Origin of the sequence: Paenibacillus sp. Y412MC10 (assembly GCF_000024685.1) — a bacterium.
Classification (GTDB): Bacteria; Bacillota; Bacilli; order Paenibacillales; family Paenibacillaceae; genus Paenibacillus_AQ; species Paenibacillus_AQ lautus_A.
In genome coordinates, this window is record NC_013406.1 from 3759029 (window position 1) to 3785353 (window position 26325).

The 26325-nt window shown below is 52.4% G+C and carries 18 protein-coding genes and 1 pseudogene; 2 read left to right on the forward strand and 17 right to left on the reverse strand.

Annotated elements, in window-relative coordinates; all coding sequences use genetic code 11:
- Position 1: 1 nt before the first annotated feature.
- From GYMC10_RS16180 to GYMC10_RS16195, 4 genes are all read right to left on the reverse strand, one after another.
- Complete coding sequence (locus tag GYMC10_RS16180) at positions 2–1447, reverse strand: sensor histidine kinase (RefSeq protein ID WP_235201639.1); 1446 nt, start codon at positions 1445–1447, stop codon at positions 2–4.
- Between the two features lie 326 nt (positions 1448–1773).
- Positions 1774–2652, reverse strand: a complete 879-nt coding sequence (locus GYMC10_RS16185; RefSeq protein WP_015735497.1) for a carbohydrate ABC transporter permease — start codon at positions 2650–2652, stop codon at positions 1774–1776.
- Positions 2653–2664: 12 nt separating this feature from the next.
- Positions 2665–3567, reverse strand: coding sequence for an ABC transporter permease (locus GYMC10_RS16190; protein WP_015735498.1), 903 nt, complete (start codon positions 3565–3567; stop codon positions 2665–2667).
- 88 nt (positions 3568–3655) lie between these two features.
- On the reverse strand, positions 3656–5365 hold the full coding sequence (locus GYMC10_RS16195; RefSeq protein ID WP_015735499.1) for an extracellular solute-binding protein: 1710 nt from the start codon (positions 5363–5365) through the stop codon (positions 3656–3658).
- 279 nt (positions 5366–5644) lie between these two features.
- Here GYMC10_RS16195 and GYMC10_RS16200 point away from each other — a divergent pair, with 279 nt between their 5' ends.
- Positions 5645–7132 carry an alpha-N-arabinofuranosidase gene (locus GYMC10_RS16200; protein ID WP_015735500.1) on the forward strand — a complete coding sequence of 496 codons (1488 nt, stop codon included), beginning with the start codon at positions 5645–5647 and terminating at the stop codon, positions 7130–7132.
- Between the two features lie 222 nt (positions 7133–7354).
- On the opposite strand, the gene GYMC10_RS16205 is transcribed toward GYMC10_RS16200, so the two are convergent.
- From GYMC10_RS16205 to GYMC10_RS16220, 4 genes are read right to left on the reverse strand one after another with little or no spacing between them, the layout of a single operon-like run.
- The gene (locus GYMC10_RS16205; protein WP_015735501.1) at positions 7355–8929 is read right to left on the reverse strand and encodes a glycoside hydrolase family 43 protein; all 1575 of its coding nucleotides are present in this window, start codon (positions 8927–8929) and stop codon (positions 7355–7357) included.
- 48 nt (positions 8930–8977) lie between these two features.
- Positions 8978–10954: a YjhG/YagF family D-xylonate dehydratase gene (locus GYMC10_RS16210; protein WP_015735502.1), complete on the reverse strand. Its 1977-nt coding sequence runs from the start codon at positions 10952–10954 to the stop codon at positions 8978–8980.
- Positions 10955–10970: 16 nt separating this feature from the next.
- Positions 10971–12437, reverse strand: a complete 1467-nt coding sequence (gene gucD / locus GYMC10_RS16215) for an alpha-ketoglutaric semialdehyde dehydrogenase GucD (RefSeq protein ID WP_015735503.1) — start codon at positions 12435–12437, stop codon at positions 10971–10973.
- A 25-nt stretch (positions 12438–12462) separates the two neighbouring features.
- A complete protein-coding gene (locus GYMC10_RS16220) occupies positions 12463–13338 on the reverse strand; it encodes a fumarylacetoacetate hydrolase family protein (RefSeq protein WP_015735504.1) in 876 nt (291 codons plus the stop codon).
- Positions 13339–13510: 172 nt separating this feature from the next.
- Between GYMC10_RS16220 and GYMC10_RS16225 the strand changes: the two genes are divergently transcribed.
- Positions 13511–14425 (forward strand): helix-turn-helix domain-containing protein, encoded by a 915-nt coding sequence (locus tag GYMC10_RS16225; RefSeq protein ID WP_015735505.1) that lies wholly within the window; start codon positions 13511–13513, stop codon positions 14423–14425.
- 43 nt (positions 14426–14468) lie between these two features.
- On the opposite strand, the gene GYMC10_RS16230 is transcribed toward GYMC10_RS16225, so the two are convergent.
- From GYMC10_RS16230 to GYMC10_RS16270, 9 genes and pseudogenes are all read right to left on the reverse strand, one after another.
- On the reverse strand, positions 14469–16736 hold the full coding sequence (locus GYMC10_RS16230) for a glycosyl hydrolase family 95 catalytic domain-containing protein (protein WP_015735506.1): 2268 nt from the start codon (positions 16734–16736) through the stop codon (positions 14469–14471).
- Positions 16737–16836: 100 nt separating this feature from the next.
- Positions 16837–17064 (reverse strand): hypothetical protein, encoded by a 228-nt coding sequence (locus tag GYMC10_RS16235; protein WP_144374251.1) that lies wholly within the window; start codon positions 17062–17064, stop codon positions 16837–16839.
- 26 nt (positions 17065–17090) lie between these two features.
- A pseudogene (locus GYMC10_RS16240) lies at positions 17091–17294 on the reverse strand (amidohydrolase family protein); the annotation flags it as partial.
- A 206-nt stretch (positions 17295–17500) separates the two neighbouring features.
- Entirely contained in the window at positions 17501–19159 is a 1659-nt protein-coding gene (locus GYMC10_RS16245) for an ABC transporter substrate-binding protein (protein WP_015735507.1), read from the reverse strand.
- Positions 19160–19212: 53 nt separating this feature from the next.
- Positions 19213–20133: a carbohydrate ABC transporter permease gene (locus GYMC10_RS16250; RefSeq protein WP_015735508.1), complete on the reverse strand. Its 921-nt coding sequence runs from the start codon at positions 20131–20133 to the stop codon at positions 19213–19215.
- Between the two features lie 24 nt (positions 20134–20157).
- Positions 20158–21132 carry an ABC transporter permease gene (locus tag GYMC10_RS16255; protein WP_176502406.1) on the reverse strand — a complete coding sequence of 325 codons (975 nt, stop codon included), beginning with the start codon at positions 21130–21132 and terminating at the stop codon, positions 20158–20160.
- A gap of 274 nt (positions 21133–21406) precedes the next feature.
- On the reverse strand, positions 21407–23722 hold the full coding sequence (locus GYMC10_RS16260) for a helix-turn-helix domain-containing protein (RefSeq protein ID WP_015735510.1): 2316 nt from the start codon (positions 23720–23722) through the stop codon (positions 21407–21409).
- 348 nt (positions 23723–24070) lie between these two features.
- Complete coding sequence (locus GYMC10_RS16265; protein WP_041622197.1) at positions 24071–25339, reverse strand: glycoside hydrolase family 30 protein; 1269 nt, start codon at positions 25337–25339, stop codon at positions 24071–24073.
- A gap of 85 nt (positions 25340–25424) precedes the next feature.
- The gene (locus GYMC10_RS16270) at positions 25425–26249 is read right to left on the reverse strand and encodes a sugar phosphate isomerase/epimerase family protein (RefSeq protein ID WP_015735512.1); all 825 of its coding nucleotides are present in this window, start codon (positions 26247–26249) and stop codon (positions 25425–25427) included.
- Positions 26250–26325 lie beyond the last annotated feature (76 nt).

A 26325-nucleotide genomic window follows, 5' to 3' on the forward strand; every position in this document is an offset into this window, starting at 1 on the left:
CTTACACACTCGCTTTCGGGTCAAGTTGCAGCGTCACCTTCAAGCCGCCCATTGCGCTTCGTTCCAAAAACAGGCCGTGTTCATCACCATATATCAAACGAAGCCGGCGATGAATGTTAATCAGACCTGAGGTCTCGATATTGGACGTATCGTTAAGGAGCTTTTGGAGCGCGGATAATTTGGACTCCGACAGATCCGTTCCGTTGTCCTCTACAATAATACGCAAAGCGCGGTCCTCCTGCTGAAAGCGCATTGTGATCAAGCCTTTGACTTTGGTTTGTTCCACGGCATATTTGAATGCATTTTCAAGAATCGGTTGAAGAATCAATCTAGGCACCTGAATTTCCTTGACCTCATCCGGAAGATCTTCAAATTGGATCGTCAGCCGGCTTGGAAAACGCATGAACTGGATCTCGCTATAGGTCCGTGCGTGCTCCACTTCTTCACGCAGCGGCAAAAAATCCGAAGCATTTCTTGTAATAAACTGAAAATAATCACCCAGCAGCTTAGTAAACGGGATTAAATTATCGTCCCCTAGTTTGGCCATCGTGTTGATCAAAAACAAACTGTTATATAAAAAATGCGGACTAATTTGCGATTGCAATTGCTTTAGCTCCGCTCTCTGGTTTAGAATTTTCTGCTTGTACACCTGCTCGATCAAAGCAGATACGTTCTGTACCATGGAATTAAAGCCTTGATAAAGATAACCGAACTCGTTTTTGCTGTTTACGTGGATCGAGACGTTAAAATTTCCGCTCTCGACGTGTCGGAACGATCCGACAAGCTTACGCATGGGCTTGTGAATTAAGTTATAGGTGTAGATAGAGTAAAACAACATAATCATTGCGCCTGCACCGGTGAATACCCACAGCCAGATATAAAAATCCCGCAGCGGCACAAAGATGAGCTCTTGGGGAATATAACGCAGTAAGAGCATATTCAAATAATCCGATTTGACAGACACCACATACATTTTCTGACCGTTTATGTTGCTGTATGTGACGTTCCCGCTCTTCAGTTCATGGTAGTTTCCCGCCAAATCTTGTAAGCGTACATTTGCATCGTTGCCTTTGCCGCTAATGACGATGTCGTGCGTGAGATCAATTAAAAAGGATCCGCTGTTGTCGTAAGTATGAAACTGGCCCAGCGCCTCTTGAAACGCCGTCGTATCCAGCTCAATCTCGATCATGTACTTTTGAGGCAAGCCGGCATTCTCGGTATGTAGAGTGGTTATGTAAAGATTATTTTTGTATTGTACCAGCTGCGCGCCAGTTTCCCCCGCCGGAACGCGAATCTGATCGAATTTGTCCATATCGATCGGACTTACGGTAGCGGTGGAGGAAATGGTTTTTTGAATCGGTAAAATGTGTGCGCTTACATTCGAGGTGTAGGAGCTGCTGTTATGAATAGTGACGAGACGCTGATGGAGCTTTCGCATGCTTTCCATGATTTCATACTCGTCCATGATGGAATACCGTACCGCGAGTTTGCCCAGGTATTCATCAGTCAAGCTTTCGTGTTGCAAAATTTTAATGCGTTCGATCTCCTCCTCCAGGCTTGTAAGGTAGAACGAAACCTGTGCAGTCGAAGAATTAATAATTTCATTTTTTACGGTGTTCAGGCTCCAATTGTACAAATAGATGCCCAAGAAAATAATTAGGACGATCGCCAATAAGAAGGACGCGATCAATCGTGCGAAAATGCTGTTCTTGATCTGCCCTCCCTCCCTTATTCACGATTATTATTGCGGGAAACGAGGTCGGCCTTTCGTGTTTATCCTTTCACGCTCCCGAGTACAATTCCTTTGACAAAGAAACGCTGCAGGAACGGATACACGCAGATGATCGGCAGAGCTCCAAGGAAAATCTGGGCCGAACGCAGCGTCTTATCCGAAATGTCCGCCATGAGCTTGGCCTCTTCCGGCGTCATCGTGGCTAACGAGCGCTGAACGACGATCGTCTGAATGTAGCTCTGGATCGGGTAATGGCTGGGATCGTTCATATAGATTAACCCATCGAACCAGCTGTTCCAGTGCGTGACCAGTGAAAATAGCAGAATGGTCGCAAGAGCCGGCAAGGATACCGGAACGTAAATCTGCCACAGCGTTCGCCAATGTCCGGCACCATCGATAAACGCGGCCTCACTCAGTTCCTTTGGCACTGCTCGAAAAAAATTCAACAGCAAAATGACACTGAATACAGGAATTGCAGTTGGGAAGACCAGCGCCCAGATCGTGTCGATCAACCCGAGCTGCTTGACAACCATATACGTCGGAATTAATCCAGCCCCAAATATCATTGTAATAAAAAAGGCCCATGAATAAAAGGTGCGCAGCCGGAATTCTCCCTTTTCTTTCGAAAGCGGATATGCGACTGTAGCGATCAAAACGAGATTCAGCGTCCCTCCCAATGCGATGCGCTCCAGGGAAACGAGCATCGATTGCCAAAAGGCTGAACGATGTGCGACAAATTCATAGGATTTCAACGTAAATTCCTTCGGCCACAAGGTTACGGTTCCTGTTGCAGCGACAGCGCTGGAGCTTAATGACACGGCCAGGATGTGTATCATCGGAATCAGACACAACATTCCGACTGCGATCAAGAATATACTATTGCACACAACAAACCAATCCAGCCTCTTTTTTACAGGCATATCGGTCCCTCCTTAGAAAATCCTGTAGTCCGCAACTTTATACGCGATGTAATAGGAGACGGACACGAGAACAAGCGCGATAACGGACTTGAATAATCCTACTGCGGTTGCAACCCCGAATTGCGCATCCAGCAGTCCGATGCGGTACACGAAGGTATCGAGAATATCCCCGCTTTCATATACCATCGGGCTGTACATGTTAAAAATCTGGTCAAATCCGGCATTCAGCAAATTCCCCAAATTAAGAACCATAAGCAATACGATAACCATCTGCATCCCAGGCAGCGTCACGTGAAGCGTCTGCCTCCAACGGCTCGCTCCGTCAATTTGCGCCGCTTCGTACAGGTTCGGATTGATGCTTGTAAGCGCGGCCAGATATATGATGGTTCCATATCCAAACTCTTTCCATACGTCTGTCAAAATCATGGTGTTTGGGAACCACCGATTGTCCCCAAGGAAAAAGATCGGTTCAATCCCGAAGGATTGAAGCGCCCGGTTGACCAAGCCGTCATTCGGTGACAGAATTTCGATAAAGATTCCGCCCAATACTACCCAGGATAAAAAATGGGGCAAGTAAATCGCGGTCTGCACTCCTCTCTTCAGTGCCATATGCCGGACCTCGTTTAATAGAATCGCAATCACAATGGGCACAAGCAATCCTAGAATGACTTTCATCATCGCGATATAAAACGTATTCCACATGATGTTATCGAAGTTGGGCAGGTTCATTACATATTCGAAGTTGCGCAGACCAATCCAGTCCTGATCGCCGAACAAACCTTTCGCCGGTATAAACTTTTGGAACGCAATAATGATTCCGCCAATGGGAAGGTAGTTGAATACCAGCAAAAAAAGAAAACCCGGCAAAATCATAACATGCAGAGGCAATTCCCTTTTCCAGCTTCTTTTTTGCATAATAAATCACCCGTTTCTTAAGATGAGAATGAGGAAGGGAAAGGATGCCCCAGATCAATGCAGCATCCTTTCTCATGGTCCTAGGTACTTATTTTACAGATGCGTACCACTCATTGACTTCTTTGGTCATATCGGCTCCCCCAAGCGTATTCCAGTTCTCTACGAACTTGTCGAACTCATCAATCGAAGTGGCGCCCATAATGATTTTGACAAACACCTCGGTTTCCAGCGCTTTTAGTGTGGACTGCTTTTCCGCCATCGTTTGGGTAGGCGGTCCGGCAAACGCCTCAAGCATGAAATGGTCGTTCTCCAGGTACTTCACGCTATGCTGGAACACGCCGTCTTCCCCATAAATTTTAGGCCATCCCCATAAAGTGGTTTCTCCATTGTTGAAGGCTTCCATATTTTTCTGAATCGACAGTGCCTCGCCGGTTAGCTGATCCAAAGTTTTATTCTTACGCGCCTCCTCGATTTCCTGGAACGCATTCACGTTTTTAAATGGCGGGTAGGGTTGTACCGGCGAATATTTCCACACGCCTACACTGTCATTGGCGGAAGGCATATAATAATAATCGAAATCTCCGCTTTCTCCCCAGTTCAACTCAATGTGCAAATTAAACATTTTCACCAGGGCTTCCGGATTGGAAAATCCTTTTCTGACGACCCAGAACTCCGATGCGGCAAATTTCTGCGGTGACAGCACCGGTTCCCCGTCCACCGAAACCAAGGCGTAGCCTTTCCAATCTGCACCCGGATCGTTCTGATAGTTGCTGATGAGCGGGTACATCGGATTCCATTGTTGCCCGAACTCCATGCCCACCTTGCCGGCGGCTATCGTCTCAGCCACCTTGCCGCCGTCCTTAACTCCGAATTCCTTGTCGATTTCACCGGCCTTATACATCGAAGACAGCGCTTTCAATCCCTCCTTTACTTCAGGAAGCGTACTGCCCCAAACCAGATTTCCCGATCCGTCATCGATCCACATGTTCGGATACGCGTGGTAGCCGGCAAAAAAACCTTCCAGCCCCATGGCTCCGCCGTACAAATCCTTCGTAATTGCTAGACCGTAGGTGTCGTTGACCCCGTTCCCGTCCGGGTCCTGCGTGGTAAACGCTTTACTGATTGCAATCACATCATCCATCGTTTTGGGCTCTGAAAGCCCGAGTTTCTCTAACCAGTCGGCACGAAGCCAGATAAATACGCCGTCTCCGTATACCTCCGGCGGACCAAGCCCCATCATCTTACCATCAACCGTAGCGGCCTGAAGGACCGCAGGCCCTTGCACCGCGTACAGCTCCTTCATTTGGTCAGAAGCATATTCGTCCCAGTACGGTGTGAGATCCTCGATCATATCTGCTTCAGCCATCTGTTTCATTTGTGCGGCTGTGACTCGGATCATGTCCGGAATATCCCCGGATGTCAACGTTACGTTAACCTTTTGGGTATAAGCATCCCCGCCGCTGACCGTCCAATCGTATTTTACGTTGATTCCCAGTTTTTCCGAGAACGCTTTCAACCAGCGGTTGTCTTCCACTGTTTCGCCAGGTGTTTTGGGTATGATGTTATCCTGCATATCGTTGTCTACATCGCGGGCAAATCGAATCGTAAGCGGTTCTTCATATTTGCCGAACGGTCCTTCCGCTGCGGTGGCTCCCCCTTCAGATGATTTGCCTGAACTGCTTCCTGACGGATTGGTTGACTGTTGATTGTTTGAGTCGGAACTACATGCGGTGATCAATCCTGTTAAAAGTATTGTTGCTAAGATGAGGACGACTTTCGGGTAAACCCTTCGTTTCATGCTAATAACCCCCTTGAAATCGTTTTTACCTTGAATCACGTTTCATTTTAACCCTGAAATTTAGGAATGAATACAGGCGAGCTGTTACATTTCTAACATTTGTTTACGCTTTTGTCTCACCCCATGCTCGCAGTTTTCAACAAGTTTAGCATTTCTTTACGACCTCGTTCGGGAGCATGAAATCGGGTTGAACCGTTAAAATGAAAGCGCTATAATGGAACATCGCAAGGAAGTTCACAGGTCTAGCAACATATATTTTTCCGAATGGAGAGGAAGGCTATGGCGTTACTGTTCATCGATTCAGGGCGGAAGTACGGAAAAATCAACAAAAATGTTTACGGGCATTTTTCAGAGCATTTGGGACGAGGTATTTATGGCAGCATTTATGTCGACGAAAACAGCCCCTTTCCCAATATCCGCGGGATACGCACCGACGTTGTGGAGGCATTGCGGCATATCCGGGTGCCGGTGCTGCGCTGGCCAGGCGGATGCTTCGCTGAATATTACAATTGGAAAGACGGCGTAGGTGCTGAGCGCAAGCGCATCGTGAATGCAGGCTGGGGCGGCGTCGTGGAGGACAATTCATTCGGCACCCACGAGTTTTTGGATCTATGCGAGCAGATCGGCTGCTCGGCTTATATCGCCGCCAACGTCGGCTCCGGTACCCCTAGAGAAATGAGCGAATGGATTGAATACATGACCTTTGACGGAGACTCGCCAATGGCGAACTGGAGGCGCCAGAACGGCAGGCACGAACCGTGGAAGGTTGAATATGTCGGCATCGGAAATGAGAATTGGGGATGCGGCGGGCACATGCGGCCGGAATATTATGCCGATGTGTACAAGCAATTCAACACTTATGTTCGCAATTACGGCAATCATCGGATTTTCAGGGTTGCTTGCGGTGCCGACGGCAACGATTATGCCTGGACGGAAACCTTGATGCGCGAAGCGGGCACAAATATGGATGGATTGTCTCTGCATTATTACACCATGCCGGGATATTACAAATCTGACGAATATCCCGAGGAGCGCAAAGGTCCGGCTCTGGAGTTCGACAAGCCGACCTATTATCGCACCCTGCGCCGAGCGTTGTATATGGATGAATTAATTACCCGGCATAAACATGTCATGGATCGCTACGACCCCAATGGGAAGGTGTCGATCATTATCGACGAGTGGGGAACCTGGCACGAGGTGGAGCCTGGGACTCACCCGGCATTCTTGTTTCAGCAAAATGCGATGCGAGACGCCATTGTCGCCGGAGTGTCCCTGAATATATTTAACGCCCACAGCGATCGGGTTCAGATGGCCAATCTGGCGCAGCTGGTCAATGTGCTCCAATCGGTCATCCTGACGGAAGGCGAGGATATGGTGCTCACACCGACGTACCATGTATTCGATCTCTATAAAGGGCATCAAGATTCGACACGGATCGAAAGCTATATACAACCGCAGCTGACGGGGACGACCGAAGCCGAGGTGCCGGCTCTGCACGTCAGCGCATCGAAACGGGCGGACGGCCGCGTTCACGCGACAGTAGTGAACTTGTCCGCAGATGAGTCCCAGCAGCTCCTTTGCGTGTTAGATGGTCAAGCGTTTTCCTCTGCAGAAGTTCGTTACATTTCTGGGACCATGACGAGCCACAACGCGTTCGGACGTCCCCCGCAAGTCGAAATAAAAAAGATGCCGGTTATTCCAATTAAGGACAACCGTCTGGATATGCACCTTCCCGCCTGCTGCGTTGCTGAAATCGTGTTGTCTTAATGCATCCAGGCTAGCTAGTGGCCGAGTTCGTTGATTTGTCGATAGCTCCACTTCTCCCACACATGAAGCCGGATGGCTTCTTACTTGAGTCTTCTGAAAATGCTTGAATTTTGCTCTTTATTTGCATCATAAAATGCACCCCTAGAAATCATCGGAATAGCCAGGGGATTCCAATGTCTATTCTAAGGGGTGCACTTAATGGTCTGATACCGCCTTTGCCATTTACATTTCTTTATATACAAAATAATCAAAATCAGCGTGTTTCCGGGTCCCGCCAAGATCCTGCACGCAAAGACCGATGTAGGTTCCCGTAAACCGGATATATTCAGGAGATTCATCCGACAGATGCGTGATATCGAACCATCCGCCTGCCGGATGCCAGGACGGATCATCTTGTAACCCATAGTAAAAACAGGCACGGTCATGATCGATCACAACCTTTAACCGGATCCCGTTCACCGGTTTCAGCGTGATATCATCCAGCAGCTCGTCGTATATCCCGTATCGGGACTGAATGATTCCGAGGCACAGTCCCTTCTCTTCGTGATACGTTACCCGTAAATAGAGATAGTCTTTCGTGTCGTAATACAGAATCAGCCCTGCCATTTGCTGCGGATGGTCCGGTGCAAACTCCAGACAAGTTTCGGCTTCACACGCAAAAGCCTGCAGTCTTCGCGCGACCATGCTCTGCCTGTGCGTCGAGCTCATTGACTCCATGCCGCGCAGGCGCAAGCAACCGGGACGTTCCGTAAGGCTCAGCCACGTCGAGTCCGGCGGAATACGAAGCGTATTCCAATCGCTCCGAAGCATGGGTTGATCAAAGTGGTCCATTTTCGGTGCCGGTTCAAAAGGGTGTGGCATAATTTTCGGTGCAGGCACCTGAACTTCGGGGTAGCGGTCACCGCTCGCAAGCCGCAGCCAGCCGTCCTCGCTCCAAACACATTGCTGCAGAGCCGTCTCACGGCCAAGTGTGCAAAATTGTCCATTGACAGGCCGGCCGACCAGGTGGGCCATGTACCATTCGCCGGTGTGCGTCTCGACGAGGCTGCCGTGACCGGCCTTCTGGAGCATTAAATCCGGCCTGCCGTATGAAGTCAGGATCGGATTGGCAGGATCGACCTCATAAGGTCCCTGTAACATGCGGGAGCGTGCTACCGTCACCGCATGCTCGTAACCGGTTCCCCCTTCAGCCGTTATTAAATAATAAAAATCCTTATATTTGTACAGATGCGGCGCTTCCGTCAGCCCTAATTCCGTGCCTTTGAATATGTTAACGGCGGGCCCTATCAGCTTCTGTTCCTGAACGGAAAATTCCTGGAGCACGATGCCCGAGAACCGGTTCTTTCCCTTACGGTGATCCCAAATCATATTGACCAGCCACTTGCGTCCGTCCTCATCATGGAATAAGGATGGATCGAATCCGCTGCTGTTCAAATATACCGGCTCGGACCACGGGCCTTCGATATCCTTTGCCGTCACAAGATAATTATGGGTATCTTTAAAAGCGCCGATCCGGCTTTTGACATCCGTGTAAATCAGGTAAAACACGCCGTTGTCATAGCTAAGGCAGGGAGCCCATACTCCTCCGGAATCGATGTTGCCCTCCATATGCAGCTGCGAAGTCCGGCTAAGCGGAGATTGTATCGGCTTCCAATGAACCAGGTCCCGGGAATGGTGAATCCGTACACCCGGGAACCATTCGAAGGTGGACGTGGCGATATAATAATCTTCCCCCGCCCGGCAAATGGACGGATCGGGATGAAAACCGCGAAGAACGGGGTTCGTGATCATATTCATTTAAGTTCCCTCCGGTATGAAAATGATGATTGTACAAAATGGTTGATTTCAGTGCCAGCCCAGTACTTTTTTGCCGGCTTCCAGAGCGGTTATGATCCGTTCCACGTCGTACACATTCCCTCTCCATGTCCCTCCGCTGACGGACTGCAGCGCAGCCCACAGCCTGGTGTCATCCGGCAGAGCTTCATCCGGCCGCATATCCGGATGGAAGGGCCTCTGTGCAAGGATGAGAGCTCCCTCCTCCGGCGAAACCTCGATTTCCCCTTCACCGACAAAGTTCATGCTGCCTTCCAGCGTGTTGCGATCCACGACGATATCGATCAAGTCACCGTTCCGAAGCTTGCCGATCGGCCCGCCTGCCAGTGCTTCAGGGCCAACGTGGCCAATGCACGCCCCGGTGGAAACACCGGAAAACCGGGCATCTGTAATGAGCGATACGTATTTGCCGAAAGACAAATGCTTCAGCGCAGACGTAAGTTGGTAAGTCTCCTCCATCCCGGTCCCTGACGGCCCCCGCCCGAGAAGTACGACCACGTCGCCTGCCAGAACACCGCCGGTCTTAATTGCACGGATCGCTTCGCGTTCGGTTGTAAACACTTTTGCTCTACCTTTGTGACGATACACGCCTTGGTTATCCAGTACCGTAGGGTCGATCGATGTGGATTTGATCACAGAGCCCTCCGGAGCGATATTCCCTGTTGGAAATGTCACGGTAGAGGTAATGCCAAGACGCTGCGAATACTCAACGCTCATAATGACACTGTCCGGATCTATCCCGTCCTTCTCCTTCAGCTGCTTCCGCAGCAGATGACGGCGTTCCGACGATTCCCACCAGTCGAGAACCTCGCTCAGCGTCGTACCTGTTACGGTAAGCACGGACTCATCCAGTACGCCAAGCTGCCTAAGGTGAAGCATCACTTCGGGCACGCCTCCAGCCTGAAACACCCGAATGGTCGGGTGGAAGATCGGGCCGTTCGGCAGGGCGCTGACCAGTCTCGGCACATGTTTGTTGACCTGGATCCAGTCCTGCACCGCAGGCACGTTTAAACCGGCTGCATGGGCAATGGCGGGAATGTGCAGCAGCAGGTTGGTAGAGCCGCCGAATGCGGCATGAACAGCCATCGCATTGCGAATCGCCGCATCGGTGACAACGTCCGCCATTCTCAGCCCATTGGACTCCATCGCCATCAGTGCGCGTGAGGATTGGCGCGCCATTTCGATCCAGATCGGCTGCCCGGAAGGTGCAAGTGCGGCATGCGGCACCGTCATTCCCATCGCCTCGGCGACGACCTGGGCCGTTGCTGCCGTGCCCAGGAACTGGCAGCCTCCCCCCGGTGTAGCACATGCCCGGCAGCCGAGCTCCGCCGCCGCTTCCAGGGAGAGCTCGCCGCTGACGTACCGTGCGCCGATCGTCTGAATTTTGCCGGCGTCCTCTCCATCGACAGGCGGAAGGGTGACGCCCCCGGGAACGATTACTCCCGGCAGCTGCGGCATTCCCGCAAGCGCTAACATCATCGCCGGCAGACCTTTGTCACAAGTGGCGACGCCGATCACGCCTTTGCGCGTCGGCAGGGAGCGAATCAATCTGCGGAACACGAGCGCGGCATCGTTCCTGTACGGGAGCGAGTCGAACATGCCTGTCGTGCCCTGTGATCTGCCGTCACAGGGGTCGCTGACATAGCCGGCAAACGGAATTCCGCCGCGGTCCGATATCTCTTCCGCCGCGGCCTTCATGAGCAGACCGACCTCCCAGTGGCCCGTGTGGTAACCGAGGGCTGCAGGACTGCCGTCCTCATTGCGAATTCCGCCCTGCGTGCTCAGGATCAGAAACTGTTTTCCGTTCAATTCCCCAGGCTTCCAGCCCATTCCGACATTCTGGGACATGCCGAACAAGTCGCCGCTCGGAGCGTTCCGCAGCAAATCATCCGTTAAAGGCAGCCGTCCCGCTGCCCCCGGAGCTTGTGCTGTAATATCGAAACGGCTTGAGTCCATCTCTCCCATTATCGACATAATCTGATCGTGCATGGCACCCTCCCGCAGCTTATGACTTCACGAAGACCGTTTTGATAGAAGTGAAAAACTCGATCGCTGCTTGACCCTGTTCCCTGGAATGCGAGCTTGACATCTTCATCCCGCCGAACGGCGCCTGCAGCTCTACACCGGCCGTTTCCGCATTGATCCTGACCAATCCGGCATCCATATCCCGGATGAATGACAGCATTGCCCCGACATTTTGCGTATAGATGGAGGCACTCAAGCCAAAGTCGCTGTCATTGGCCGTCTCTATGGCTTCCTCCAGGGAATCCACCGCGATCAATGCAAGCACAGGACCGAAGACTTCTTCCCGGGCTATGGACATATGCGGTTCGACACCCTCAAATACGGTTGGCTGGACATAGAATCCCTCTTCAAGTCCTGGACCGTCCGCTCTTTTTCCGCCGGTCAGCAGCACGGCACCTTCATCCTGCCCTTTATGAATATAGTTCAGCACCGTTTCGAGCTGTCCTTCGTTCGCGCACGGTCCCATCCAGCTTTCGGAAGACATGCCGTCGCCCAACCGGATCTCCCGAATTTGCGACAGGAGCTTTTCTTTAAAGGCTTCATATACTTTCCGCTCAACAATGACCCGGCTGGTGGCGGTGCATTTTTGGCCGGTGGATTTCAAGCCGCCGCTGATGGTGGCCTCGACTGCCAAGTCCAGGTCCGCATCTGCCGCGATAATGATCGGATTTTTGCCGCCCATTTCAAGCTGATACTTGGCTCCCCGCCCCAAAGCGGCGGCGCCGACCCGTTTTCCGACTTCGTTGGAACCTGTAAACGTTATCCCGTTGACATCCGGATGCTCGGCAAGCGCAGATCCGATCACCGAACCTCTGCCGCATACAAGATTGAGAACGCCTGCCGGAATTCCCGCTTCCTCAAAGCATTCCATCAGTTTGGCTGCCGTGACCGCCGTTTCCTGCGCCGGCTTTAACACAACGGTATTGCCGTATATCAAAGCCGGGGCCGTCTTCCAAATCGGAATCGCTACGGGAAAATTCCATGGGGCAATCACGCCCACGACGCCAAGCGGTACACGGGTCGTAAACATCAGTGCTTCGCTGTCCGTGGAAGGAATGACATCGCCGATTTTTCGCATCCCTTCGCCAGCGTAATACCTAAGGATCGCGACGCCGCGCATCGTCTCTCCCTTAGCTTCTGCGAGCGTTTTGCCCATTTCCCTCGTCATCGCCTCGGCGACCTCGTCGACCCGGCGTTCCAGCACATTCGCCGCCTTGTACAGAACATTGCCGCGTTCCGAGCCGGTTAATCGCCGCCAGGCTCGGCCTGCTGCTTTGGCCGCTGCGACAGCACGGTTCAGATCCTCTATACCGGAAACCGGTACATACCCGACTACCTCATTCCGGTTTGCCGGATTGATGCTGGGTTCGTTTTCTCCGGACGCCGCCTTCATCCATTCTCCGTTGATATAGTTCCTGTATACTTGCTCTCCTTGAAATGCCATCATGGAAGTACGTCCTCCTTATTAAAAACTAGTTTGATAAAACAGGGTTCACCAGCGTACCGATACTGCTGATTGAAATTTCAATCCGGTCCCCGGGCTCAAGCGTGAACTCATTAGGCGGCACAATGCTTGTGCCTGTCAAAAGCACCGTACCGTCAAACAAATCATTGTCTTTTGCCAGGAAGGAGACCAGTTCATCCAGCTTTCGGTTTAATTCACTCGTACTGGCCTCGCTCTTAACGACCATGCGCCCCTCGCGGTAAATTTCGCAGACGATGCTGAATGCATATGGATTCTGCACCGTTTCCGCAAGCCGGATGGCCGGTCCGATGGAGCAGGATTTGCGCCATATTTTCGCTTGCGGCAAATACAGCGGGTTCTCCCCTTCGATATCGCGGCAGCTCATGTCATTGCCGACGATATATCCCACAATGCTGCCATCTGCGCCAAGCACCAATCCCAGCTCAGGCTCAGGGATCTGCCATGTGGAATCACTGCGCAGCGTGACGGCCTCGTTCGGTCCGATGGTGCGGGCGGCCGTGGATTTGAAAAAGATTTCCGGCCTCTCAGCCTCATAAACTTTGTCGTAAAATGTTTCCGCATCCAGTTTTCCATCCGTAGCTTCATAATTACGTGCTTCCCGGCTCCGTTGATATGTAACGCCTGCCGCCCATACCTCCGGAGCTTCCACTGGCGTGATAAGGCGCAGAGAAGTCCAGTCACCAGCCAACTCATTCGCAGGACTAAAAGCGCTTTCAACCAGTTGGACAGGAGAGATCCCGCGCTCCCTGGCTTGATGGATCAAAGTCATAAAATCCGGCTGCGGCAGACGATAGGCTGCTTCATCATCCGTAACGGCTGCCAGCCGCTTCTGTTGTCCGTCCAGAAATCGTATAATTCTCATTCAGGCTTGCCCCCATTTCTTCCCCTTCGGGTTGATATTACTACCATAGCACCACCGATCGTCTATGACGATGCGCTAATCTCTACGACGATTTACCCTTTTCACGCATGATTTTTCTGTTAAGATGAGTCTAACCGTTACTGGAAAACAGGACATACCGAGGAGGTTTGCTGTGACCAAGTTTTCCGAAGCCGTATATTTAGGCCGTCTGCCCGATGTTCGCATGTCTTTTCAATTATTGGGGCTGCATGCAAGAAAAGTGGGTTCCCGCTGGACTTATCCGTCCCACGAGCATTCCATGTACGAAATTCATTGGATGATGGACGGAGAGATGAATATGGTGGTAAATGGACAGCTGTACAAACAGTCCGTTGGAGACTTGTTGTTCATCCGCCCCGGTATGACGCATTCCTGCACTGGCGCCGGTCCGAAAGGTTTCACTTACTTTTCCGTCCATTTCAGCGTTCACGATACATCCTTTTGTAGAGAACTCAACCGCTGCAAGGACATTTATTATCCGGCTGATTCGGTTTTAGCCCAGGGACTGTCTTCTTCTCTCTCTACACTCTACAGTCTGGCCACTGAGCACTTATCCAGCCCGCTGCCGGCCTTCAAACAGATGAGAGTCCACGCTGCCGTATTCGAACTGCTCGGCTCCCTGGTCGGACAGCTATCTCAGACCCCATCCGTCATCTTATCGAAAAAAGAAGCAATCGCCCGTCAGATCGCCGAGCAAATTGAAGACTCCGTAAGATATATCCATCTTCACGGTGAAATTCAGGAGACCGAGCGAACCTGGATCCATGACATCGCCAAGTCGCTGAACCTTAGTCCGTCGCAGGTGAATCGGATCTTTCGTGAAGTGTACGGCAAAGCACCTCGCAAGTTCTTGTCAGAAACCCTTTTGGGCGAAGCTCAGCGGCTGTTAAAGCAAACGGATTTAAGCATGGACCATATCGCGATGATGCTAGGATATAAGACCAATGCGCATTTCAGCCGCCAGTTCAAGCGGTGGACGAGGATGGCGCCCAGTGAATACAGAAACGGAGTCCAGCAGCAGTCATTAGATTATGAGCCGGGTCAGTAACTCATTAAGAATGCGTATCACGAGCTATTAAGTTATTTGATGATCACTCATCCCTTTTCTTGGTGAACATGTAGGAGCGGCCGGCTTCCCCCGTAAACGAAACAGGGTCAAGTCCAGGTGCTTGTAAACGGCATGGACCGGAGACTGAGCAGGACACGACCACTTCAGTAACCTGTCCCTTCGTCCAGGTGAAATTCAAGGTGAAGCCGCCACGTGCCCGCAGCCCTCTGACTTCCCCATCGCTCCAGCTGTTAGGCAAAGCAGGCAGCAAACGGATCAAACCAGCGTGGCTTTGCAGCAGCATCTCGGCAATGCCCGCCGTGCCGCCGAAATTACCATCGATTTGAAACGGCGGATGGTTGTCGAAAAGGTTAGGCAGCGTAGAGTGGTGAAGCATCGCTCTTACGTTTTCGTAAGCTTTGTCGGCATCCAACAGTCGTGCCCAGAAGTTGATGATCCACGCCCGGCTCCAGCCGGTGTGTCCGCCGCCGTTAGCCAACCTTCGTTCCAAAGTCGTCCGAGCCGCTGCGGCGAGCTCCGGCGTGGAATCCACGTTCATGCCTTCGCCCGGATAAAGCGCAAACAGATGGGAGATGTGGCGATGTCCCGGTTCCACTTCCTCGTAATCCTCCATCCACTCCTGAATTTGCCCATATTTGCCGATCTGCGGTTTGGGCAGCCGCTTCAAGGCGGCAGCGAGCTCCTCGCGGAACGCCTCATCCCGCCCGAAAATTTCCGCACTCTGCATGCAGGCATCAAACAGCGCTTCGATGATCTGGAAATCCATCGTGGCCCCTGTGCACAGCACCCCCGTCTCGCCGTTTGGCAGCTTATAGCGGTTCTCCGGGGAAACGGAAGGGCAAGTCACGAGCCGCCCTTCGCCGTCCTCGATCAAATAATCGAGCAGGAACAACGCCGCCTCCTTCATCGTCTCGTATGCCCGCGCCAGAAAATATCGGTCCTGACCGAATCGGTAATGCTCCCACAGATGCAGGCACAGCCAGGCGGCGCCCATCGGCCAGAAGGAAGCAGGAAGGTACGTATCCTGCGGGGCCGTGTCCGCCCAAATATCCGTATTGTGATGCGCGGTGAAGCCCCGGCAGCCGTACATGACGCCGGCCGTAACCCGCCCGGGCTCCCGCATCCGTTCGATCAGCTCGAACAACGGCTCGTGGCATTCGGCCAAATTGCAGTTTTCCGCATGCCAATAATTCATCTGCGCATTGATATTGATCGTGAATTTGCTGTCCCACGGCGGAGTAAAGCTGTCGTTCCAGATGCCTTGAAGATTCGCGGGCAAAGAGCCCGGCCGGCTGGAGGCAATGAGCAGGTAGCGCCCGAATTGAAAATAGGTCGCGATCAGGCCGTGGTCTTCCTCGCCGTGTTGGAACCGCTTCAACCGTTCGTCGGTCGGGAGCGCGGCTTTGTCCGGATTCTCGGGCAGCTTCAGTTCGACCCGTCCGTACAGCTCGCGGTAATCGGCGACATGCCGGGCTAACAGCTCGGCATACGGAACTCGGCTCAACTCCTCCAGCCGCCGTTTGCCGTCAAGCTCCGGGTCGGGATGCCGGAACGTCGTTCCGGCGGCAAGCAGCAATGTGACCGAGCTTGCGCCGTCCACTAGCAAATACTCGCCAAGCGTGCGGCAGACGCCGCCTTCCGGGACCGCCTTCAAGACGGCGCTGAAGGAGCTGCCTCCTTCGCCGCCGCAATCCCCGCGCATGACCAGCCCGCTCGCCTCCCATTTGTCCGTCTTCTCCACGTACCTCCAGTTCCGGCGGTTGAACCGGGCTTTGAACGTGACCGCCTCCTGCTTGTCGGCGGTGATGCGGATGACGACCGCCTGATCCGGATAACTGGCAAACAGCTCGCGCGTATACCTGATCCCGCCGATCCGATAGCTGACGCGGGATACACCGCGCTCCAAATCAAGCTCCCGCATGTAATCCTCGGCAAGCTGGCCATGCTGGCCGAACGACAGCAGCAGATCGCCGAGCGGCACATAGTGCCGCTGCGCTTCGGGCAGCCCCGCCATCGTCATCGCCGCCAGCTCCTCCGCTTCCTGCAGCCTGCCTTCCATAATCAGCTTGCGGATCTCGGGCAAATGGGGCAGCGCATCTTCGTTGTTGCGGTCGCGCGGGCCCCCGTACCACACCGAATCCTCGTTAAGCTGCAGCTTCTCCTCGGCCGTGCCGCCGAAGATCATCGCGCCCAGCCGGCCGTTTCCGATCGGCAGCGCCTCATTCCATTCGGCCGCCGGTTTCCTATACCACAAGCGATGCTTCAGTTCCATGCCATTCAAACTTGTCATGCTTCTCCTCCAATCCGCTATCGCAATTTGAACTAGTTCAGCTCCACCAACGCCTTGATCACCTTCGATTCCGGCAAGAGCCAGCTGTCGAAGTTGTCGATCATGTCCTCGAGCGAGCTTCGGTGGGTAATGTAATGCCGATGTCAATGCAGCCGCCGGTTATGGCCGCAATCACCCGCTCGAAGTCCTCCCGCGTCGCATTTCGGCTGCCCTGCACCGTCATTTCGCACGCGTGAAAATCGGGATCGTTAAAGGTAATCGTGCTTTTTACCAACCCGACAAACGTCAAGGAACCGCCGTGGCCGACGAGCCCAAAGGCGCTTTCCATCGACGAGGCGCTGCTCGTACGGCCGTTTCGCTTAATTTCAGAATGAATTCGGTTTCCTCGATCGTCGGCGCAGCCTGAACAAGAATCGTATGGCCGATGCCGTGTCTCTGCAAATGCAGTTTGAGACCGGAAGGCAAATAGTCGCGGTAAAGCACCGGAATTTCGGGCGTCATCCATCCGTAATCGTTGCGTTCGATTTTCCAAAAATGCTGATGGGCGTCAATGCGCATCGAACACAACCTCCATTCCACCTTGTTGCAACATCCGATAACAGAATAGAAATTGCCGAATTCCGCATATTTGTACCTTTTTTTGATGTCACGGTCCCAAATCGAAGATCACTTAAACGCCGAACTTTAAAAATAAGGAAGACAAGAGCCCCGCGTCCTGAGCAAAGACTCCTGCCTCCAAGAAGCCGGGCTTATCGGGCCACGGTTTATTTCGATATTGTCGATGAATCGTAAGCAGCCTGCATGATTTCAATATAACGCGGCATGTTCAGACCCTCCAGCCCTTTCACGTAATCATCCCAATCCTTATCCAGGCTCTTGGCACCGGTGATGAACAGCAAGGCGTTCTGGTCAATATAGTCCTTGATGTTCGTCTGCATCATGCTGGCTTCGTCGGCAACCAGCGGGTCGACCCATAGCGCCCAGTGCGGGAAGATATCTTGCGGCTCCTTGCCTTCCATCAATAGCGTTGCCTCGTACAGGCGGCGTTCGTAACCGTCATCGGCGTAAATATCTGTGCCCTGAACCTCGGCATCGCGGTATGCCCGGTGATGGTTATATTGGGTTAATGCTCCCCAATTGTCATTGCGGGGCTGCTCCCCGGGTTCAAGCGGGATCGCTTTATAGAGCGGCTCCACTTTATCGTTCAGCGCGATTTCTCCATCCTGCGGCTTGCGCCAGCTTTTGCCTTCTTCACCGAGGTAGGAAAGCATCGCGCCTTCTTGCGTGTAGAAATAGTCCAGCATTTGAATGGCGGCAATTTGGGCCTCTTTGCTCGCTTTATTCGTCAGGACGAAGGATGCGCCCGGATCTATCGGATAGTTGAATGTTGCATAATCGGCATGCGGTCCTCGCAAAGGCGAAAGCGGGTTATAGTCCTTGCTGTACGGCGCGTCTTCTCCCGTCGTCAGGAACAAGGCGGGATGCATGCCGGCCCCGGCGCCCAACAGCTGTGCGTCCGCGTTATCCCCGATTTTTTTGTACGCGCCTGCATTTTGCGTAAAGGCTCCCGGGTCAATGAGCCCCCCATCATAAAGCGATTTGATGTAGGCCAGCGCTTCCCGCCATTCCGGTTTGTTCGCGGCGGTGTCTACCTGGCCCTCCTTCATGATGAGATATGTTCTGTCGTCGTTGTATATAAAGCCGTTCATAAGGTAAGGGATTACGTGAACGCCGAAATTTTCGACGGATCCGCTAAGCGGCACTTCGTCCGCCTTGCCGTTGCCGTTCGGATCCTGTGTCTTGAAGGCCTCGAGAACCGCTTTGAATTCTTCCGGCGTCGTCGGCTGCGCAAGCCCGAGCTGATCAAGCCACTTCGTATTGATCCACATTTTATTCGGGTAGGAGCAGTGGAAGCATTCGTTTAAGCCGGTCAATCCGTAAATGTTGCCATCCGGCGCGGTGTTCATCGCTTTATAATAATCGTTGTTCTCCAGCACTTCCTTAATGTGCGGAGCATGCTCATCGATCAGGTCGTTCAGCGGGATGATTACCCCCTGCTGTCCGAATTTCAATAAGTCCGTCTGCGAGAAACGGTCTACCCATGGAATAAGCATATACAAATCCGGATAGTCGCCGGACGCGAGCGAGATTTGCCGTTTTTCGGCCGCGCCGTCAAACGGAACGGTTGTCCAATTGAATTTGATGCCGAATTGCTCTTCCATTTTTTTCGTAAACTTGTTGGTTTTCAGATCCATATCCGATCCTTGATGGGAAAAAACGTTGATCGTTACCTTCTCGCCGGAGTCCGGCATGCCGCCTTCCTTCCCTGCGCTTCCCGGGTTGTCATTTCCGCCGGAGCATCCGGCAAGCACAAAACTAAGCATCAGTATGAGAACAAGCAGACGAGTTGCTGTTTTTCTCAAATCAATCTCCCCCTCATGAATTGGTAATGCAACATAACGGGCTCTGCCCACGATCAGCCCTTCACGGAGCCGATCAGCATGCCTTGCACGAAATAGCGCTGCACGAACGGATAGATCACCAGCACCGGAAGGCTTGCCACCACAATAAGCGAGTATTTCATGAGCTCGGCCATTTGCTGCTGCTTCACCATCTCCCCGGCGTCCATATTGCCCGTTCCGCTTCCCAGGATGAGAATGCTGCGGAGAATGAGCTGAAGCGGATAGAGCGATTGCGATTTTAAGTAGATCAAGGCATCGAAATAGGCGTTCCACTGCCCCACCGCGTACATAAGCGAGAGCACGGCGATAATCGGTTTGGCAAGCGGAAGAACGACGCTGAAAATGTAGCGGATGTCGCTGCACCCGTCGATGTCTGCCGCCTCGGAAAGCTCATCCGGGATCGAGGTCTGGAAGAAGGTTCTGGCGATAATGACCTGCCATACCCAAACGGCATTCGGAATGAGCAGCGCCCAGCGGGTATCGATCATGCCCATCGATTTGACGACCAGATAGGTCGGGATCAACCCGCCGGAGAACAGCATGGTGAAAGTAATGAAAACCATAAGCGGCGTGCGGCCGAAAAACGACTTCTTCGACAGCGGGTAAGCGACCATGATGGTCAGGGATACGCTGATGAACGTACCGGCAACGGTATAAAACAGCGAATTGGCATAGCCTGTCAGCACCTGGCCGTTTCGGAACACCGCCTCGTACCCTGCCAGCGATACGTCGACCGGCCACAGCCACACCTTGCCTGCAGAGACGGCGCTTGGACTGCTCAGGGACGAGCTTACGATGTAAATAAGCGGATACAGGACGGCAATTAAAACCAAGATCAGCAAGATGTAGGTTACGCTCAGAAAAATACGGTCCCCCAGCGACTCCTTGATCCTCACGCTCCGTCGGCTTCCGGAATGGGCCCGCAATGCGTTCATGTCACTCCCCCCCTTTCGTGAAATTTACCAGAGGCTGGTATTGGATGCCCGCTTGGCAATGGCGTTGACGACTAGGAGCAGCACCAGATTGATCAAGGAATTGAACAATCCTACCGCCGTGGCGAAGCTGTAGTTCGCGTTCAGCAATCCGATTTTGTACACATACGTGGAAATGATCTCGGACGAGGACAAGTTCAGCGGATTCTGCAATAAGTACATTTTCTCGAAGCCGAGTGCCATGATGTTGCCTACACTGAGAATCAGAATGATGACCGCGGCCGGCAGAATGCCGGGAAGATCGACGTTCAGGATTTTCTGGAACCGATTGGCGCCATCCACTTTGGCCGCTTCATATAATGACGGGTCCACTCCCGCCAGAGCAGCAAGATAAATCACCGCGGAATAGCCCATGGTTTGCCATACATCGGACAGCACGTAGATCGTGCGGAACATGCCAGGCTCTCCAAGATAATTGACCGCTTCAAAGCCAAGCGCGCCAGCAATGGTATTCACGATCCCAAGACGTGGGGACAGGAACAGCATGATGATGGACACCATGACCACCGTGGAGATGAAATATGGCGCATAGGTGACCATCTGCACGGTTTTTTTGAACCTTGCGCTCTTCACCTCGTTCAAGGCCAACGCCAGCAGAATCGGGATCGGAAACCCGACGATCAATTGATAGAACGAAATGTACAGCGTATTTTTGATCAGTGTCACGAACGCAGGGTTGCGAAAAAACATCTCGAAATACTGTGTGCCGACCCATGGACTCCCCCAAATCCCTTTCATTACGTTATAATTCTTGAATGCTAGCACGGCGTTTGCCATGGGCAAGTACTTGAAGATGATGAAGTACAAGACCGGCGGAATGACCAGCAGATACAGTTGCCAATGTCTTCTGAAGCTTCGATAGGCGGCTCTTCCGATTTCCGAGCGCTTGCCGCTCGGGGCTCTGACCGTTTTGGACTTGGAAAATAGAGTACTCAGTTCCATCCCTCCTTCGATGAGTAGCTGCCAATGAAGCCAGAACTTATTTGGCAGCGCTTTCTTGTGCGTAATCATAAAATTGCACGCTCGGCTTCGTAAAGGCACACTTTCTCCCTTGCCGTACAATTTCGGAAACGGATGCTTTCTAAGCCTTGATTTTACTAGGTTTTTCATTAGGCGGATTCGATTAAAAAACGTCCGCCAACACGTTCGATCCCCTTTGATTAAGCAGACGGCTGACCTCCCTTTTACGCAAAAGATTGGCGAGATCGCCGTCTCCTTAATCGGCCATTTGCCGGAATGTGCTCGGCGACACGCCGCGAACCCGCTTGAAGGCCCTCCGAAATGAATGGGCGCTGTTATACCCCACCTGCGCGGCGATCTCGTCAATCGTCAATATGTTCTCCTGCAGCAGCTCGGCCGCCTTGCCGATCCTCACCAGCTCAACGTAGTCCGAAGGATTCGTTCCCGTATGTTCCTTGAACATTTGGGAGATATACTTTTCGGGCTTGCCAATATGCTCCGCGATACGATAAAGCGTCAACTCTGCGTCGGAGTAACGCTCGTGGATATAGCGGATGATCTCACCCACGGTCTCGGCATGCATGTCGCATTTTTTCTTCCGGACGTCCATGCAGATATCATGAATGAGCTTCCCGAATCTGTCCCTGAGCTGATCGACCCCGTCCGTCGTCGTAACGGCCGCGATCTGTTCCTTGATATGGTCGGTCAACGACTCGTCGTGGAATATTTTTTGTTCGGCCAGCTTCAAAAAAGTTCCCTTGAGTTCCGTCACAAACTGCTGCGTCATATCGTACGACAGCTCCCTTTCTTCAAAGTTCCGGCTGAACAGCTGGTCAAGAAGGCGGCTTGTTTCCTCCAGTTCACCCGCCTTAAGCGTATTGAGCATACGCTGTTCGGATTCAATCGGATAATAGTACAGCTCCGTTGCTTTCATCGCATCCTCGAACCGGGTGATGCCGACTGCCCCAGTGTGGACGGCATATTCCAACGCTTGCTGCGCTTCGTTGAACGAGTCAGCTACGCCGTTCCACGCGTCGAACACCGAACCCAGCCCGATCGTGATCGACAATCGATGCTGCCGATATACGGTATCGACTAGTTCGAGCAAACCGGCTTCCAGGCGACGATGTAAATCGTCCAGCGGCTCTCCGGCAAGCGCATGCACGAAAGCGATCTGGTCCGAACCCCAGTCCGTAACCAGCACATCGGATTCCAGCCGGCTCAAGCCCTGCCGGACGATCAACCTTGCGACGCTGAGTTCCTGGATGATTTCCTCACTGTCAGCGCTGCCATATCCGGCAACTTTTAGAATGCCTGCACGTCCATGCTCGCCGCGGAGGCGGACTCCGGTTTGACCGGAGACCGCCTCGATCTCGCGCAGCGTATAGAAGTCGCCTGTCAGCAGCCGCTTGATAAACGCATCCCTAAGCAGCGGGAGCTGATCGTTCAGTGAAGACTCCAGCAATTCATTGTTTGCGATCAGCGCCGCGATATTGCCGGCCAGGAAATCATACTCGTTACCGATCTTCTCCCGAGAAATGTGGTTTTGCTCGCGAAACACGGACAGGAGCGAATGGAGCTTAGCACTGTGCCGGTACGCGAGCACAAGTCCGATCAGCAAACCGATGACCAGCGCAGCCAGCGTAAACGTCGTCGTGACCCGCTGGATTTTGTCGGCCTTCGTCAACAGCACCTGCTCGGGTATTCCGGCCATATAGGTCCACCCGTTCAGGTCGGACCGAATGGTAATCAACAGTTTGCCGTCGCCCGTGGGGCTGACTTCTCCGTTCTCGTCTCCCGGAGCTTCGGAGAAGCGCTTGGCTTCCTCTTCGCCGATGCCGCGGGACAGGATCAAGCTGCCTTCCCGGTCCGCAACCACCGCCCAGCCGCCGTATTGGTCCACGATGTTTTGCAGCAGGCTGCCCATATGATCTTCATCGATCATAACGCCGATCATCGCCTGTGGATTGTTGAAGCTGTTAAGCGGTATCGACTGCAGAAACGTGACTGCCGGCATTTCGACAAACACCGTATCGCGGATTTCCCGCCTATATTTCTTAAGCGGAATCAACTCATTTAGATGAGGTTTCTTTAATACGGCCTCTTCCCATTCCTCGAACGTCATTCCTTCAAGCCGATTCGCCTCGTAATAATGCTCAGGCCGGTAATAGACGGTGCTCGGCGTAATAATGGCGTTATAATTGCGTATGTAGATGAAGAAATTAGACAGGTAATCGTTCGTGCTGCTGTACATGGACAGACTGCGCTGCATCCTCCCCAAGCCGTAAACGTTGTTGCTGTCGAGCGGCTTGGGATCGGCGATCAGACGATATAAATCCTGATTGATCGCAAGCTGCTTCGTGAAGGCTTCCACCTCCACCAGATGCCGCTCGATGATCTCTTTTCCCAGATTCAATGAACTCAGACTGTTTTCGATCGAGCTTGATTTTGCTACTTCAATCGAAGCCCTGTACGATGCATAACCTGCGATTTGGGGGATTAACAGCACAATCAGGTAGGAAATCAGAAATCTGCGGAACACCGGGGAGAACTTGGACCATAAACGCTGCATATGTACCCTCCTCAATAGAAAGCGTTTTCAAATATGAAGCAATTCGATGATACACTTGACTGTTCGCAAGAAAAAGGTACAATTCCTTCCTCGGAGTACAATTGCATACGATATGGCAATAGGCTAGGAGCGAAAGGACGCAAATTCCTTTACGAGGCAATATGATCAATCGGAGTTAATATAAACATTAAGGGGTTTGGCAGGAACCACTGCGAGCTCTGTGTCGGCACTTCGTGGATTTCCTTACTGATTACCAGCCCAGAACAAAGAGCTGCCCTTCCAAGTCACCCTTGTGACTTGAAGACAGCCCTTATCATACGCTTTGTTAACAGTACCGTAGACGATGTGTTACCGTCCGAGTTCACCCACAAAAGTCGTAACGCTTTGCGCGGGAAGATGAGCCCAGAAATTGCTCCCTGTTACATTGAGAGACGTTCCTGGCTGGAGATTGCTGCTGCTGCTCGTGATCCACCTTGATACCTGCGAAACGGATCCATTCTGAAGGACAAAGTTCTGATTGACCCCGGAGTTGTTCCGGTTTATGGCAACGATAACGATTTTGTTGTCGCCTTTATAGGCGGATACGTAAACGTTCGTTTCTGGATTTTTCGAAGCATCCACCCTGACATAGCCGGGACGGACAAACCTGGAGAAATGAGCCATATTGTAGCCGCGGTTGCTGATCGTGCCGTCCTCTTTCATCGGACCGTAGGATCTGCGGATATACCACCATACGTAAGCTTGAAAATCTCCCTCTACCATCGCATTGTGGATATGGTAAGACACATCCAAGGCTTCAGGCCAGCGATCCGCCGAGTTGTTGTCGCTGTTCGGGTAATACACCTCGGTCATCCAGAGGTCTTTTCCCGCTCCTTTTTGTTTGAATAGTGGATACGCGAAATTGCTAACTTGGGTACCGTACAGATGAGCGCCAAGAATATCCATATTGGCAAGCGCCTGGGGATCATTTAGAATCGGGTCCGACATATTTTTCAGATATTGGAACGATTCCGGTGCGATCACTCTGCTGTTGATCGATCCGGCATTTTCTTTCATAAAGCGAAGCATTTCCTGCGGCGTCCACCACGTCCAGTCATGCGCATAATCGGGCTCGTTCTGGACGGAAATCGCGTAAAGATTCACGCCATTGTTTCTCATGTAGGTTACGAAATCGTTAAGATGCTGGGCATACGCGGCATACTTGTCGTAGCGAAGTCGCTTTGCCGACGTATCGCCGTTGCGGTTGAAGGTCTCGACCATGTCGGCGGGCGGATTCCATGGCGAAGCGAATACGATAGCTCCAAGGGCAATCGCTCGTTTGGCCGTATCCAGTTCACGGTACCACTGATTTCGGTCTTCGTGCACGTAGATTCTTAATATCGAGAATCCTAACTGGTTGTTTCCGTTTCCGAATGCGGTTTCTCTCTGTGCTGCCGTCAAATCTCCGATCCATGCCGGGTGGTTGATGCCTCCGAAACCGCGTATCACTTGTTTCTCCGACGATACATTCACAACGGCGTCGCTGGCTGCGGCAACATCGCCAGGTGCCGGCAAAAGGGACAACGCAAGGACAAGGGCCAAACATGCACTTATGGCTTTCTTATAACGTGAAATCAAGAAACGATTCATGAGACTGCTCCTCCCAAAAATTTTTTTTTGGATTCGTGTCAGGATGCACTCGGTTGAATTCATATCCGACCTTTCAATTCCACTCCATCCCTTCCACAGCTAGCAATCGCTTTATCGCTTTGGAAGCCTCGACGAATAGTTGGGGATTGGTGAATCCCTCGAACCTTCCGGCGGCCCGCAGATGCGGCTCCAAAGACAGAAAGCCGGAATACCGCCTGCGGCAAAGCTCTTGAAGGAGCAGACGTAGCTCGCCGTCACCATCGCCTGCGGGCACGACCATCCCCTTCCCCATTATGGCGTCTTTGACATGGATATACGCCGTATAGTCGCCGACCAATGGGTAGGCCTCGCCTACGGGTTTCACGCCGCACTGCACGAAATTCGCAGGATCGAACGCCGCCCGCAAATGGGGGGACGAAACTGATTGAAGCAACTCCAAGCATCGCTCGCCGGTGTCTCCGTAAATATGGCTTTCGTTCTCATGAAGCAGTACAATGCCTTCCTGCTCTGCCAACTGAGCGAGCCGAAGCATGCGCCGTATTACCTCTGGCCGATACTTCTCGTGGTCTCCGTCGGGAATGTAAAAGGAAAACACGCGGACATAAGGCGCTTGGAAATACTTAGCCAAACGAACGGCATGCTTGGCATGTTCGAGATGAGGTTCAAAGTCGTCGGTGATTTGGATTTTCCCGATCGGCGATCCGATTGAGGAGACTCCGACCCCCCGCTGCGATAATCGTTCTTTTATGCCAGACAACTCTTCTTCCCTCAACTGCAGCACGTTTTTCCCCCATACGCCTCGAAGCTCAAGATAACGGATGCTTTCGGATTCAAGGACATCCAGCTGTTCCTCCAAATCCTGGGAGATCTCATCCGCAAACCCGGTTAACGTGATCATTCAATCATTCCCTTTCTTAGCTGAAAATTTCGATAATAGCAAGCGGCGATTCCATGGTAAAATTACAATCCAATCA